We start from the raw sequence: 15316 nt of genomic DNA, 5'->3' as shown, positions 1-15316 counted from the left end.
AAAATCCCACACACTAGAAGTGAGTGGGATTTTCTTTAATCAAATGAGCACGCGGCAATCCGGTCGAAAGCTTCTTTTAACAAGTCCAACGATTGGGTGGCAGCTAAGCGAACATAGCCATCGCCGGTCGTTTCTCCAAAGGCTTTCCCAGGGATCATCAGCACACTGGTTTCCTTTAATAATTTCTCGACAAAGCTGACAGAGTCCAACCCCGTTTGTTCAATGTTGATGAAGGCATACATGCTTCCTTTGACTGGGGATAAGGAAAGGAACGGGATCTCAGCAACCCGTTGTTCAATGTAAGTCAGTCGTTCCTTAAAGACAGCAACCACTTGCGGCACGAGGGTATCATAGTGATTCAATGCGTAAATACCTGCCCGTTGTGAAGGAGTTGGTGCCGAATAGGCGATCGCCTCATTGATCAGTTTTGCCGTAAGATTGATCGATTCAGGTGCGATCATGTAACCGATCCGCCAGCCTGTCATGGCAAAGGCTTTTGAGAAACTGCTGAATGTGATGGTGTTCTCAGGTGCGAAGGCTGCCATCGGTACAAAGGTGTCATCAAAGCAAAAGGCTTCATAGACTTCATCTGAGAGGATCAGTAAGTCATGGTCAATGGCAACTGCTGCGATTTTTTCAAAAGTTTCTGGAGAAAAAACAGCACCAGTAGGATTGTTGGGTGAATTGATAATGATTGCACGGGTTTTCTCAGTGATAGCGGCCTTTAAAACCTCGACGTCGATTTGAAAGCCATCTTTTTCAAAGGTCGGAATAAAGACTGGCACACCACCGACTAGTTCGACTTGTTGTTTGTAAGGCGAAAAGTACGGTTCGTGAATAATCACTTCATCACCAGGATCAATGATGGCAGCCAAAGCTAAGTACATGCCATGCAATGCACCGACAGTTCCTCGTACTTGACTAGGAGAAAAAGTAAGCTGGTATTGCTTTTGATAAAAATCAACGACAGTTTGGATAAAATCAGCACTGCCGTCTGAAGCGGTGTATTTTGTATGACCTGCTTTGACGTCAGCAAAAGCTGCATCAATGATTGTCGCATCTGTAATCAAATCAGGATCACCAATCGACAAATCAATCAAATTTGGGGTTTTTTTCGCAAGAGTGGCGATCTCCATTAAAAGATTTTCTTCTGGTTGTAAAAAACGTTCTGCAATCAACGGACGGTTCATTTTGTCATCTCCAATTTCTATAAAACTTTGCTTAAAAAATCCTGTGTCCGCGCATTTTGCGGATGCTCAAAGATCTGTTCTGGTGTTCCTTGTTCTTGAATGATACCGTCAGCCATAAAGATGACACGATCGGCAACTTCTTTAGCGAAGCCCATTTCGTGGGTAACGACGACCATCGTCATGCCTTTTTCTGCTAAAGCTTGCATGACTGTCAACACTTCTCCAACCATTTCTGGGTCCAATGCTGAGGTTGGTTCGTCAAAGAGCATTACATCAGGATCCATTGCCAACGCTCTAGCAATAGCCACCCGTTGCTGCTGCCCGCCAGAAAGGCTAGAGGGGTAACTATCCGCTTTTTCAGCTAAGCCAACTTGCTCCAGCAATCCTTTCGCTGTCTCTTCGGCAGCAGCTTGCTCTTGCTGTTTGACTTTGATCGGGCTGATAGTCAGATTTTCTAACACCGTTTTATGAGGGAATAAATTGAAGCTTTGAAAGACCATTCCCATTTTTTGACGAATCTGATCGATTTTCACCCCTTTTGCCAATAAATCATTGCCTTCGAAGGTAATTTTCCCGCCAGTCGGCTGTTCAAGAAGATTCAAGCAGCGTAAGAAAGTACTTTTCCCACTTCCTGAGGGTCCGATGATCACAACGACTTCACCAGGTGTCACTTCAAGATCGATTTCTTTTAAGACGGTATTCTCGCCAAATGTTTTCACTAATTTTTCAACTTTAATCACTAGTTTTCATTCTCCTTTCAGCAACACCCAATAGACGTGAGAGGGCGAAGGTCAATACAAAGTAGATCAATGATACGATAACGTATGGTAAAAACGGTTTGAAGCTGGCCCCTTGAACGACGCCTGTTTGGAAAATCAGTTCAGACACACCGATCACCGATACGACCGAAGACTCTTTGATGACCGTGACAAATTCATTTCCTAGAGCAGGCAAGATGTTTTTGATGGCTTGCGGGAAAATGATGAAGCGCATCGCTTGGATCTGATTCATTCCTAATGAACGAGCGGCTTCCAGCTGTCCTTTATTGACGGCATTGATCCCAGCACGAATGATTTCTGCCACATAGGCGGCACTGTTTAGTGCTAAGGCAATACAGCCAGCAGCTAATTTCGAAAGCTCTAAGCCTAACACGCCTGTTCCAAAGTATACAATAAATATTTGTACTAACAAAGGTGTTCCCCGAACATATTCAATATAGACAGCGGCAATGACTTTCAGTGCTTTTGACTTAGAAAGCTTCATAAAGGCTAATAAGCTGCCACCGATAGAGCCGAATAATACCCCAACCAAGGCTAGGAAGATCGTATAGCCAGTTCCAGTGATGTAAAAAGGCAGATATTTTTCCCAAAAGCTTTGCTCTTCATCGATCGTGCCTTCTTCGGTAAACATCAATCGATAGGCATCTTCTTTGTATTGGCTTAAAAGATCATTACTAATGATAGTTTCAATGGAGGAATTGAGTTTTTCCAGTAAAACTGGTGCTTCTTTCGAGATGGCGATCGCGGTCTCCTTCACGCCGTTTTCAAACGTGACATTTTCGGCTAATGCCAAGGTATCATTCGCCGTCACATAAGCTTCGGCGACGGGACCTTCCATCACGATCGCATCGATCTTGCGTGATTTTAGATTGGTGATCAAATCAGGCACCCTTTGCAAAGAGGTGACGGTCGAGCCAGTCAATTCTGTATTTGCCAGCTCTTCTTGTGTGGTTTGTCGTTGTGCACCGACAGCTACACCATCAAAATCAGCCGTCGATTGGAAACGATCCGCGTCTTCTGCTCGAACCAGGACGGTCTGTTGGACTTCCATATAGGTGTCAGTGAAATTGACTTCTTTACGGCGCTCATCCGTCGCAGCCATCCCAGAGATGACGACATCGATTTTACCCGTTTTTAGAGCCCCTAACAGCGCGTCGAACCCAAGCTCCTCAATTTTCAGATCGACCCCTAAGTCATCTGCAATTTTTTGAGCAATCGAGATATCGATCCCCACGATTTCATTTTTTCCATCAACATTGGTACGGAATTCATATGGTGCATAATCGGCAGATAAACCCACGACCAATACACCATTTTCTTTGACTTTTTCATAGATTGGATCGGTTTCTTCTGCATGTGCTTGTCCGACAAAGAAAAACGGCAGCAACGCTGTGATGATCCCTAATAAAACAGTACCCTTACTAAACCTTTTCATGTAAACGCCCCTTTAACTTTTTCTGCGCATCTATTAAAAATGCAAATAATAACTAATAAATGTATAAAAATACATATAAGTGATAGAAACTATCATAGCATAACATCAGTTGAAGTCAATAAGTCAGAGAAAAAAAGTCAAAAATTGTTGTAGAGCGTAAAACCATTTATTCAAATTATTTGCAATCCAAGGAAGAAGAAAGTGGAAAAGGAGCAGCAGCCATTTTCTAAACACATCTATTTGAAAGGATGCTTAGAAAATAACGGATAATGAAGAAAGAAAGCAGCTTCGCTTAAACGAGAAACAGAATCTGCAATGACAAAATAAAAAGTTGTCTGAAACAAAGCGGCAAAAACGAAACATAAGACATTTTTTGGATTTCTTGCGATAATAAAAGAGAAGAGGAGGCGATAGAATGAAGGTCGTATTGATTCGACATGGTGAAAGCGAAGCAAATTTTGAAAATTACTGGACAGGGTGGCTGGATGTTTCTCTGACCGAAAAAGGCCGACAACAAGCTTGGGCTGCGGGGGAACAGATCAAAGCATTGGGGATTTCCTTTGATTTTGCCTTTGCATCTGTGCTGCAGCGAACGATCATCACTTGCGATGCCGTTCTGGAAGCCAGCAATCAGCTTTGGGTTCCTGTGAAAAAAACATGGCGCCTAAATGAACGTCATTATGGCCAATTAGTAGGGGTCAATAAAGATGAGATGGTGGCAAAGTATGGAAAAGAACAGGTGCAAAAATGGCGACGTGGATATGATGAACCGCCTTTATATGTGGAGGAAAATGATTTAGACCGACGCTATGATTCTTTAGACCCTCGCTTGATACCTAAGGGAGAAAATCTGGGGATGGTGGTGGCGCGAGTAGTCCCATTTTGGCAAGACCAGGTGGTTCCGTTACTTAAAGATCATAAGAATATTCTCATTACTGGTCATGGGAACAGCTTGCGGGCGTTAGTCAAATACTTGGAAGACGTGCCAAAAGATGCCATGGATACGATCGATATTCCTAACGCACAGCCGATCATTTATGAGTTTGATAGCCAAGAAAACTTGATTGAACGGGCGTAATAACGAACATTTAAAGAATAAACCACATTTTCGTTTGATGTTACATCGAAAATGTGGTTTTGTTGTGCTATAATAAGAAAAATTTTATGAAAGGCGGGAGGATATGAAAGCCGTATTAACCGTTATTGGAAAAGACAAGGTTGGAATCATTGCTGGTGTTAGCCAGAAATTAGCAGAATTAGAAATCAATATTTTAGATGTGTCCCAAACGATCATGGAAGATTACTTCACGATGATGATGCTTTTAAACATGGATGCCAATCAAGATTTTGATGGTGTTCGTGAGGAGCTTCACCAAATTGGTCGTACATTAGGTGTAAAAATCAGTATTCAAAATCAAGAGATTTTTGATACCATGCACAAATTATAGGAGGCACTATGGAGACAAATCAAATACTTGAAACCATTCGCATGGTGGAAGAAGAAAACTTAGATATTCGTACCATCACAATGGGGATCTCATTATTGGATTGTATTGACGCCGACATTGATCGTACCTGTGAGAAAATTTTTCAAAAAATTACAACAAAAGCGAAAGATCTTGTCAAAGTCGGCGAAGAGATCGAAAGTGAATATGGCATTCCGATCATTAACAAGCGGATTTCGGTTACCCCTGTAGCGATCGTAGTGGCAGCTTGCCAGCCGACACCCGCAGACTGTATCAAAGTTGCGAAGACCTTGGATCGAGCGGCGCAAGAAGTCGGAGTCAATTTCATCGGCGGCTATAGCGCACTAGTAGAAAAAGGCTATCAAGGCGGCGACCTTGCATTGATCGAATCGATTCCAGAAGCCTTGGCTCAAACCAATTTTGTCTGTTCGTCGGTCAATATTGGATCAACGAAAGCTGGGATCAACATGGATGCAGTACGTCTGATGGGAGAAACAGTCAAGAAGACGGCTGAGGCATCAGATATGGGCTGTGCGAAGCTCGTCGTCTTTGCGAATGCAGTGGAAGACAATCCCTTTATGGCGGGGGCTTTTCATGGGGTCGGTGAAGCTGATGTGGAAATCAACGTTGGTGTCAGCGGACCTGGTGTCGTCAAACGTGCCTTGGAAAAAGTCAAAGGCGAGTCCTTTGATGTCGTGGCGGAAACAGTCAAAAAAACAGCTTTCAAGATCACGCGGATGGGGCAATTGGTCGGGCGCGTGGCTTCAGAGCGCTTGGGCGTTCCATTCGGGATCGTCGATCTTTCGCTGGCGCCAACTCCTGCAGTCGGCGATAGTGTGGCATTGATTTTAGAAGAAATGGGTCTAGAATCTGTCGGTACCCACGGAACGACAGCGGCTTTGGCCTTGTTAAATGATGCAGTAAAAAAAGGCGGCGTAATGGCATGTAATCATGTTGGGGGGCTGTCGGGTGCCTTTATCCCCGTTTCTGAAGACGCAGGGATGATCAAGGCTGTAGAAACTGGTTTATTGAATTTAGAAAAACTTGAAGCCATGACGGCAATCTGTTCTGTCGGTTTGGATATGATTGCGATTCCAGGAGATACTTCTGCTGAGACGATCGCCGCAATGATTGCGGATGAAGCAGCGATCGGCGTCATCAACCACAAGACGACAGCTGTCCGAATCATTCCAGCGAAAGACAAAAAAATCGGCGACCGCATTGAATTTGGTGGATTATTAGGGACGGCACCAGTGATGAAAACCAATCCTGCACAGTCTACTGATTTCATTTTACGTGGGGGGCGTATTCCCGCTCCGATCCATTCATTCAAAAATTAATTTGTACTCCTTTACTAGGAAAATATGATAAAATGACCTTTAAAAGACCGACCAAAATGCTGTCTTTTAAAGGTTTTTTAGTCATGTAACTATTTTTTTCATGCTTAAGGCGGATGTTTTATCATTTGAAATCGAATACAATGAAAGATAACACGATGAAAAGGGGTGGTAAAATGAAGAAAATCTTCCAACTTGGGATGTTGGTTTTTGTTGGTTTGATGGGATTTTTTGTCCTTCAACCATCAATTGCCTTTGGACAGACATTTGTTCGTGATGATGCCGGGGTCCTTTCACAAGAGACGATCAAACAAATCGATACTTTGAATAAAGAGGGCTTTCAATCATTGACTGGAGCACCAGAATATGCTGTGATCACGATCCCTTCTTTAGATGGGCAATCGATTGAAGAGCGTAATTTGGAACTGTTCAATGAGTATGGTTTAGGAAATCCAGAGGACAATAATGGACTATTGTTTCTCTTTGCCATTGACGATCGTGAATTTCGTCTGGGTTATGGCGATGGACTATCCTATGTCTTCAGTGAGCTATCGGAAGATGATTTAGTGGATGAAGATGCCAAAGACGCATTACGAGATGAAGATTATGATACAGCGATATTGGCAGCTTCTAATGAAGTCTATCAGCGAATGAAAGAAGCGGATGAAACGATTGGTTTAGGGACGATCTATCAAGATGGCAAGCAAATGTTAGCAGAAAAACAGGCACAAGAAGCAGAAGCCACTAAGCAGATGTGGTTCACTATTGGCAAAATCGTCAGTGGTGTCGTAGCAGCTGCTGCTGCAGGCCTTGTCGGGTTCATCGGTATTCGCCATCTTAAAACCAAACGGCGTTTTGAAGAGCACCTGCCATTGCCGAAACATCTGTTAGAAGATAGTCACTTCCAACAGAAAGATTTCTTGAAATGGGCTAGCAATAGAAAGAACTATCAGCGTTACCATCAGTATCAGACAGCAAAAGATTGTCAAAAAGCATTTACGCAGTATGTGACGAGGACTTATGTGCCAGCGAAATTGACTTCGGTCACTGGATTGTCGACAGCGGATAAACGAGTCATCCAACACAGCTTGACGAATCCAGCAATTGGCGCCTATTTTTCAAACTTGCTGATGAAGAAACAAACCACGGTCAAACAGTTCGGTCAGGTGATCCTTACACAACATGACACCTTAAAAACCTATGAAGCCCAATTAGGCAGGGAAGTGACTGAACGGATGGCAGACTACGATTTGACTGATGCGGTGTTACCCGAAAATCTGCCTTTAGCAGATGCTTATCGAGCAGAAATAGCCAAGCAAGCCAAAGAAGAGATCAGAAGACGCAATGAGCAAGGACGATACTTAGCTCAACTTGTGACGGAAAAAGCGACCTATCCTGAGATGGTACAAGCCATTCCAAAAGAAGTTTCTGATGTTCTAGCGGAAGTGAAAACAGATGCCTTGTTCCAAGTTGACTTGAAACAGGTTTATCAAAATCACCCAGATTTAGCGAACAAATTATCCTCATTTGATGCTTCTGATCGAGCAGCCGTTTTGAATAATGCTCGCCAAGAGTATGACCCCCATGGTATGAATATGGCGTTGTTCTTTGTGATGATGAATAATCATGTGACCCATCAAGAACAAGTCATTGCCGATACGCAAAGTTCTTCGAATGATTTTGGCGGCTTTAGCGGAGGAAGCAGCAGCGGTGGCGGTGTTTCTGGTAGCTGGTAATTTTTCGTAAGGAAGAACGTTCATTGTTCTGCAATACATTCGCTTGCATGTAGGTTTGTGCAAGCGGAAGGATTGTATGGTCAATGGCGTTTTTTCTTGTAGAGGAAATCCCTTGATAAATAAGACAAACCAAACAAAGTGTGGTAAACTTTTTAGAGTTACTGAAAATGAATGGAACTTTCATTCATTTGAAAAAGGGAGAAAACGAGGGATATCATGTACCAATCTTACATATGGGATTTTGACGGAACACTTTACGACAGCTACCCAATCATGTTAAAAGCTTTTATCAAGACATTGAAGGAGTATGGCTTTGATCCAGATCCAGCGGAGATTTATTATATACTGAAAGATTCATCTTCCAAAAAAGTTGCTGAAAAATACAACTTAGATTTTCAAGAGTTCACTAAAGCATTCAAAGCAAATGAAGCGCTGGATGATCGTTTGCCGCTTTCCTTTGCAGGAACCAAAGAAACATTAGAAGCCGTGGTTGCTGCTGGGGGCAAGAACTACATTTTGACCCACCGCGATGTCGTCTCAACGAAAGAGTTGTTAGAAAAAGAACAGATGGCAGACCTGATCGTTGAGATCGTTGGCCCAGAAAACAACTTCCCCCGCAAACCGGATCCAACTTCCCTGATTTATCTTGTTGAAAAGTATCAACTAGACAAAGATCAGACTGTCATGATCGGCGATCGCACGATGGATGTTTTTGCAGGACAAGGAGCAGGTGTCAAGACGATATTTTATGATATAGAAGGTCTCTTAAAAGATGTATCTGCCGACCATACCGTCCAATCAATGGCTGAAATACAAGAAATCATTAAGTCTTGAGAAATCAAGGCTTTTTTTTGTGCATAGAAAGTAAGTCATTCAGTACTCATGATGAACGGTATAAACGTAGTTCTCATTGATCTTCTAGTCTCGGCACAACAAACCAAAAACAAGTCACGCCATTTTTCGACTCAGCGCCATATTCGAAGGCATGAGAAGTCAAAATGGTTTTTACGATCGCTAAGCCGATGCCGGTTCCTTCTTTATGTCCTGCTTGATGTTGGACGCGTTGGTATCTTTCCCAAATAAGTTCGAGTTGTTCTGGAGGGATATCTTTTCCAGGATTGATGACAGCAACTTTTGTTCCTGCAGATGTATTCGTTAATTTGATTAAGAGTCGTTCATTTTTAGGTGTATGGTTGATGCCGTTGTTTATTAAATTACGCAAAACCTGTTCCATTTTGATGCGATCAAAAAGAGCATTTCCATTCGTACGATCTGCTTCAAAATCGACAGTGATGTCATATTGATTGGCGATCCCTCTTGCGTAAGCAACGACGGAGGAAACCACCTCGTATGTATTCCAGATTTCATTTTTAAGTTGTGTGTAGCCAGCTTGCATGATAGAGAAATCCATGATGTCATCGACCATAGCACTCATACGGTGGGCTTCGCTGATAATTAGGTCCATATGTTCTTTTCGAAGACGTTCGTCGTTTCCAGATACATCACGTACCATCTCCCCATAGCCAGTGATCAACGCGAGGGGGGAGCGTAGTTCATGAGAAACATTGGCAATGACTTCTTTTCGCAAGACGTCTACTCGCTGAAGTTCTGTGCTTAAGTCCGCAACCGATTCAGAAAGTGTACCTAATTCATCACTACGCTTAAGTTTGGGTACGGAATAAAGCTCGCCGTTGGTTAAGCGGATGATGGCTTCTTTGATGGTTTTGATTGGGCGAATAAAATGCTGTGCTAAAAAAAAGGAGATCGTTGACGCAAAAATAGTTAATATGATGGTGAATAGAAAGAGTTGCTGTCGATTCAAGCTTTGAAGCGCTTCGATTTGAGTGATCGTATTGGAGAGCAAAAGGGCAGCTGGGCGTTGGAAAAGAGTGGTAGGAACGCCAATAAGAATGGCAGAAGACTTTTCAAAGTCTTCTACAGCACTCAGGCTCTCACCATCAAGGACAGTTGGTGCGTGAGATAACAACCAGTTGTATTCGTTGCTCAACCCATCTATGTTTAATTGTTGTCCATTGTTAAATGCCGCCAGAATTTCGCCATCCTCGTCGACTAAGAAAAGAGTCCCAACGATCGTTTTACTGAGGAAAAGTAATGGCTCTTCTGGTAAATCATCTGGATCTACTGCCATTTCTTCAATAGCGGCAGCTGTTTCCTGAACTGTTTCTAAAAGTGATTCTTTCGTTACATTGATATAATTTGGTTCAAAGAGCAAAATTTGAACAGTCCACAAAAAAGCGATGCCAATGATGACCAGCAGCATATTGGCGGACCAAAGCCGCACGAGTAATTTACTTTTGATGTAAGTAAAACCTAATCGACTAGTCTTCATAATCAAATTTATACCCAACTCCCCAAACCGTTTGGATCAACTCTCGGTAATCCCCTAGACGCTCTCGCAAGGACTTGATGTGTGTATCCACTGTTCTGGTATCTCCGAAATAATCAAAGCCCCAGACACCTTCTAAAATTGATTCTCGGCTCAAAGCGATATGATTATTTTTCGTCAAATAGACCAGCAGATCGAATTCTTTTGGCGTAAGCGGCAGAGGATTCCCATTGATCGTTACAGTATGAGAAAAAACATTGACTTCGAGATCACCAAAAACGATCTTTTCGAACTGAAACTGACTGCTTCGTTTCAACACAGCTTTGATGCGAGCCATCAGCTCTTTAGGGCTAAATGGCTTGGCAATATAATCATCGGCACCGAGATTGAAGCCAAAGAGTTTGTCATACTCTTCCTTTCGAGCGGTAATCATAATGACTGGCGTGTTACAGCTGCCTCTGATTTCCGAAAGCGTCTGAAAGCCATCTTTTCCCGGCATCATGACATCTAGGAGGATCAAATCGAATGAATGATTGGTTAATTTTTCCAAAGTTTCTTTTCCATCCGCTGCCTCAAAACATAGATACCCTTCGATCTCCGCATAAGTTTTCACTAAGGCACGCATATGAGTATCATCATCAACGATCAATATTTTTTGCAAATTTATTCACATCCTTAAAAATAATTTATATTTTTTAAAGTATATCACAGCATAATCGCTGATTTAATAGGAAAATGACTCTTTGAAAAATAATTGTTCTTTCCCTCACAAGATCATCACAAATACCCAATACTATAGAGGTATATTCAATCGAAAGGAGCGCTTTGGCAATGTATGACTATCATATGGTCAGAAAGAAAAAAGCAAAGAAAAATCGTAAGCTAGTCGGTCATTGGTTATACATAATCAGTCTTGCGCTTTTTATGGGGTTTTCTGCACGTTTGATTTACATTGTTCAAGTCGGCGTGATTGCTGGCGTCTCTTTGTCTGAAAGAATAGAAAATTTGTATTATAGTTCAAGATCGATCGAAACAAGTCGAGGGGCGATTTTTGATCGGCAGGGGACAGTGATCGCACAAGATATTCTTTCCTATACTGTTCGAGCGGTTCTTTCTGAAGATTACATTGATAATGGACGACCCATGTATCTAGACAGAGCGCGCTTTGAAGAGACCGCAGCGATTCTTTCGGAGTATTTACCTATTTCTAACGAGCAAGTTTTGTCAATCTTGTCAGATGGTGCGAATCAAACAGATCCGCCTGTCTTTCAAGTGGAATTTGGCAATGTTGGCAGTGGTCTAAGTGTGACTACTCGAAATCAAATCGAAGCGGCGTTTGATGCAGCTGGAATCAATGGTATCTATTTCGATGCTCGTTCAAGTCGCAGTTATCCGAATGGTATCTTTTCTTCACATTTGATAGGGACAACGTCAGATGATGAAGAGATCCGAGTCGGAGTTTCTGGATTAGAATATGTACTCAACGACTTTTTGAAGAATCAAAATGGGCGAGAGTCCTTTCAAGTCAATGCTTCAGGGAATCCTGTTCCCGCAACCAATCAAACCGTAGAAGAAGGAGTAGATGGGAATGATGTTTGGACGACATTAGATGCTCATCTGCAGTTATTCACTGAATCAGTGATGGATGAAGTTATGGAACAAACACGACCAGAAAATCTAACGGCTTTATTGATGGATGCGAAAACTGGGGAGATTTTAACGATGGCTCAAAGACCTAGTTTTCATCCAGAGACCCAAGAAGGAATTGCGGATGAACACTTTATTTGGCGTAATCTTTTTACGGAAGAGATGTATGAGCCTGGTTCGACCTTGAAGCTGGCAACCGTTGCGGCAGCTATTGATGAAGGTGTTTTTGATCCGACGGAACGCTACAATCCTGTGAGTATGCAGATTGAAGATCGAGTCATTAATGACCACGACTCAGGAGCAAATGGTGAGTTGACGATGCGGCAAGCGTTAGCTTGGTCAAGCAACACTGGGATGGTTCGACTTCAGCAACGGATCGGTTTTGATAATTGGGCACAGTATTTAACTGATTTTGGACTAGGGAAAGTTACAGGAAGTGAGCTTCCTGGGGAAGTGCCTGGGATCTTACCTTCAAGAAATCGGGTGGATTATGCCATGAGTTCCTATGGCCATGCGATCGGCGTCAATCAGATGCAGATGATGCAGCTATTTAGTGCATTTGCCAATGGTGGCGAGATGATACGTCCGCAGTTGATTCGGCGAGTAGGGGAAGAGACCCAAGTTTTTCCAGAAGTCGTTTCCCAGCCTATTTCACAAGCAGCAGCTGATGCTGTTTTAGAATACATGACCGATGTAGTGACGGATGAACGTTATGGCACCGCTTATGATGTATACCAACTGACGAACCATGAGATTTCTGTCAAAACTGGGACTGCTCAGATCGCCAATGAGAATGGTCAAGGCTACATGACGGGAGAGTTTGATTATATTTATTCGGCGGTCTCCATCTACCCAACGGATGATCCACAGTTTATTCTTTACCTCACTATCAAGCGACCAGAAGAATACGATCGACATACATTAGCTAAAATCGCCAATCCCTTGATGGAGCGTTCGATGGCGCTGCAAAGTTTTCGTGAGTAAAAAAAGTTTCTTAACAGGAGCTTAAAAAGACCTAGATCATCTAAGAAATTTCATGATGCAGCTGGTCAACTTCCCACAGGAATGATAGTCTTTAGAAAAGACAGGAAGGGTGCATCAGCGATCCAATCTAGGGATGAATGAGAATGGATAAACGATCGCGCTAAAGCTAACACATAAAGATTCATTGACGGAGGTGTCATATGAAAAAAATAAAATTCTTGATCAAAAGCATTTTTCTCATCGGGCTTCTTTATTTTGCAAGCCAGATGATCACATGGCAAGACGGGCGCTTGGCATTTCGTGATGCCCGACTCAACGAGATCACTCAATCTCTCTCGTCCCAATTTTCTCTTTCACAAGACACTTCAGCAAGGCCAGCGGCAGAAACGCCTGCCCAGACATATTTATATAATGAATCACGACAAGTGATCGAAGAAACCTTTGGGGAAGCGATCAATGAATCAGCGAATCGGTATGGACTGAACTGGACTTCCTATCACGATGATTTTCGTAACTTCATGATGGTGATGTACGATGAACATGATATTGCGCAAGGGATCTATACGAATCAAGATACGATTCTTATCGATGACACGCTAGGTATCGGATCTTCAAAAGCAAGCGTTCGTAATCAGATGGGGACGCGTCAAGAAAGTCTACAACGAGGATCACGACGGTATCGCATCGATTCGGATGCCGACTATGATCTGTTCTTGCAAGACGATCAATTGATTACTTTTTTCTATGATGTTCATGCCGAAGATACAGTGACTGCGATCCAAATCATCAATCGCTCCCTAGAAACACGCCATGCGAATGATTTTCGCCAAAATCAAGCCGCCATTTTAAGCGGTTTACGAACACAGTTATTTGAATTAACGAATGCCACCCGAGTGAAATTTGGTTTGTCACCCCTTGGTTTCAGCGAAGCAACCAGTGAGACTGCCGTGAAGCATAGCCAAGATATGGCAGAACATCGATACTTTGACCATATCGGATTAGATGGATCAACTCCATTTGATCGGATGCAAGAAGACGGGATCAGCTTCACTGCTGCAGGGGAAAATTTGGCATTTGGCCAAGCCAGCAGTATTTACGCCCATCAAGGTTTAATGAATTCAGAGGGACATCGGGCAACGATTCTAAATGATGAGTATCAATTTCTCGGGATCGGTATTGCGATCGATACCAGCGAACAGCCATATTATACAACGTTGTATCACCGAGAATCGGCGTCGTAAATTCCTGAATTGCTTGAAACTGATTAGTTAAAAAACACTGCTCATTTGAGATTGCTGCGTTAGCAGCATCAAGTGAGCAGTGTTTTTTTGTCGATAAAATGGTGAGCAGCAGTATTGTTTAGTTTTGACGGTAGGCATGAGGAGAGCACTGATACTTCTTTTGAAACAGCTTATAGAAGAATGAGACATTTTTATAGCCGACTTGGTGTGCGATTTGTTCCACAGGTAGGGAAGAGTTTCTCAACAATAAACTGGCTTGATTGAGTTTTAATTCTTGAAGGATCGTCACAAAGGATCCACCAAGCTGCTGACTGATACGGCGACTCAAATAGCTCGGGTTGTATCCAAATGTCTCCGCAACCGAAGCTAGTGTGCAAGTAGCGAAATGTTTCTCCAGATAGTCCAACACTTCTCCGAGGTACAATTGGTCACTGTTTTGCGACTCGATCCGTTGTTTTTCTTGGAAATTACGAACAAGTTCGGAAAAAATAATGATCATATAGGAATGGATGACCTCATGAGAACCGAAGGAGGGATTGAAGAACTGGGCCAAGACCCCGAAAATCGCATCAATCAAATAGTCGTTGTTACTCGTTTCAAACACTAAGTATTGATTGTGCTTTTGGCTTTCAGATAACGCATTGATGGCAAAATCGGCGATCATGCTATTGGAGGCCAACCGACTGAGCATCTGGGTGGAAAAGTACTCTTTGCTGATCAAAAAGTTAATAACAATGTCGTCTTGATTTGTTTCGATAATTTGGTGGATCACCCCAGTATCTAGTAAGCAAAAGTCACCTGCCTTTAGGATCACTTTTTTCTCATTGATCATGATCGTGACTGTTCCAGAAAAAACATAATTCATTTCGATAAAATCATGCTGATGTAGTGGCGTAGAAGAAAAGCGTGCATGTTTTAAAATCAAGAGCTGGCTTGTCTTAAGAAATCCGCTATCCTGCGGTCGTTTTCGTATGAGACGAGAAAGGTGTTTTTCGAAGGTATATTGGTAAATTGGCTCATTTTTCTCAGTGTAGACTTTCTTGAAATCCTCATAATTGTATGGAAGGGTTTGCGTCTTTTTAAGGGCTATTTCTTCAGTAGTCGTCAATTGTTGTAACTGCTGCAGAATGTTTTGTTTATCCATCGCTTTCTCC

Annotated in this window: 13 protein-coding genes; 7 read left to right on the top strand and 6 right to left on the bottom strand. The window is 42.6% G+C overall.

The window, feature by feature from the left end:
- Window positions 1–35: 35 nt before the first annotated feature.
- From IGI71_RS09525 to IGI71_RS09515, 3 genes are read right to left on the bottom strand one after another with little or no spacing between them, the layout of a single operon-like run.
- Window positions 36–1190 (bottom strand): pyridoxal phosphate-dependent aminotransferase, encoded by a 1155-nt coding sequence (locus tag IGI71_RS09525; RefSeq protein ID WP_115232426.1) that lies wholly within the window; start codon window positions 1188–1190, stop codon window positions 36–38.
- 17 nt (window positions 1191–1207) lie between these two features.
- Window positions 1208–1930: an amino acid ABC transporter ATP-binding protein gene (locus IGI71_RS09520; protein WP_005230134.1), complete on the bottom strand. Its 723-nt coding sequence runs from the start codon at window positions 1928–1930 to the stop codon at window positions 1208–1210.
- A complete protein-coding gene (locus IGI71_RS09515; RefSeq protein ID WP_413153809.1) occupies window positions 1923–3404 on the bottom strand; it encodes an ABC transporter permease subunit in 1482 nt (493 codons plus the stop codon). Before IGI71_RS09515 ends, IGI71_RS09520 begins: the two co-directional genes overlap by 8 nt.
- A gap of 415 nt (window positions 3405–3819) precedes the next feature.
- On the opposite strand from IGI71_RS09515, the gene IGI71_RS09510 reads away from it, so the two are divergent.
- The 5 genes from IGI71_RS09510 to IGI71_RS09490 all read left to right on the top strand — a co-directional run bounded on the left by IGI71_RS09510 (window position 3820) and on the right by IGI71_RS09490 (window position 8777).
- Window positions 3820–4482 carry a 2,3-bisphosphoglycerate-dependent phosphoglycerate mutase gene (locus tag IGI71_RS09510; RefSeq protein WP_430615525.1) on the top strand — a complete coding sequence of 221 codons (663 nt, stop codon included), beginning with the start codon at window positions 3820–3822 and terminating at the stop codon, window positions 4480–4482.
- Between the two features lie 103 nt (window positions 4483–4585).
- Entirely contained in the window at window positions 4586–4852 is a 267-nt protein-coding gene (locus IGI71_RS09505) for an ACT domain-containing protein (RefSeq protein ID WP_005230142.1), read from the top strand.
- An 8-nt stretch (window positions 4853–4860) separates the two neighbouring features.
- On the top strand, window positions 4861–6210 hold the full coding sequence (locus IGI71_RS09500) for a PFL family protein (protein ID WP_270288023.1): 1350 nt from the start codon (window positions 4861–4863) through the stop codon (window positions 6208–6210).
- 140 nt (window positions 6211–6350) lie between these two features.
- Complete coding sequence (locus IGI71_RS09495; protein ID WP_153884089.1) at window positions 6351–7943, top strand: TPM domain-containing protein; 1593 nt, start codon at window positions 6351–6353, stop codon at window positions 7941–7943.
- A gap of 216 nt (window positions 7944–8159) precedes the next feature.
- Window positions 8160–8777 carry an HAD-IA family hydrolase gene (locus IGI71_RS09490; protein ID WP_005230151.1) on the top strand — a complete coding sequence of 206 codons (618 nt, stop codon included), beginning with the start codon at window positions 8160–8162 and terminating at the stop codon, window positions 8775–8777.
- Window positions 8778–8850: 73 nt separating this feature from the next.
- Here the strand turns inward: IGI71_RS09490 and IGI71_RS09485 are convergent, their stop codons facing one another.
- Entirely contained in the window at window positions 8851–10293 is a 1443-nt protein-coding gene (locus IGI71_RS09485) for a sensor histidine kinase (protein WP_142964861.1), read from the bottom strand.
- Window positions 10283–10951, bottom strand: a complete 669-nt coding sequence (locus IGI71_RS09480) for a response regulator transcription factor (protein WP_005230154.1) — start codon at window positions 10949–10951, stop codon at window positions 10283–10285. Before IGI71_RS09480 ends, IGI71_RS09485 begins: the two co-directional genes overlap by 11 nt.
- A gap of 170 nt (window positions 10952–11121) precedes the next feature.
- Here IGI71_RS09480 and IGI71_RS09475 point away from each other — a divergent pair, with 170 nt between their 5' ends.
- Both IGI71_RS09475 and IGI71_RS09470 read left to right on the top strand, forming a co-directional pair.
- Entirely contained in the window at window positions 11122–12921 is a 1800-nt protein-coding gene (locus IGI71_RS09475; protein WP_118215103.1) for a penicillin-binding transpeptidase domain-containing protein, read from the top strand.
- Window positions 12922–13121: 200 nt separating this feature from the next.
- On the top strand, window positions 13122–14162 hold the full coding sequence (locus IGI71_RS09470; RefSeq protein WP_153884059.1) for a CAP domain-containing protein: 1041 nt from the start codon (window positions 13122–13124) through the stop codon (window positions 14160–14162).
- A 118-nt stretch (window positions 14163–14280) separates the two neighbouring features.
- Here the strand turns inward: IGI71_RS09470 and IGI71_RS09465 are convergent, their stop codons facing one another.
- On the bottom strand, window positions 14281–15306 hold the full coding sequence (locus tag IGI71_RS09465) for an AraC family transcriptional regulator (RefSeq protein ID WP_153884060.1): 1026 nt from the start codon (window positions 15304–15306) through the stop codon (window positions 14281–14283).
- Window positions 15307–15316: the final 10 nt, after the last annotated feature.

The organism is Enterococcus sp. DIV1279b (assembly GCF_050531515.1).
Lineage (GTDB): Bacteria > Bacillota > Bacilli > Lactobacillales > Enterococcaceae > Enterococcus_D > Enterococcus_D casseliflavus.
Note: the sequence above shows the minus strand (reverse complement) of the source record. Positions and strands in the feature narration are given on the sequence as shown.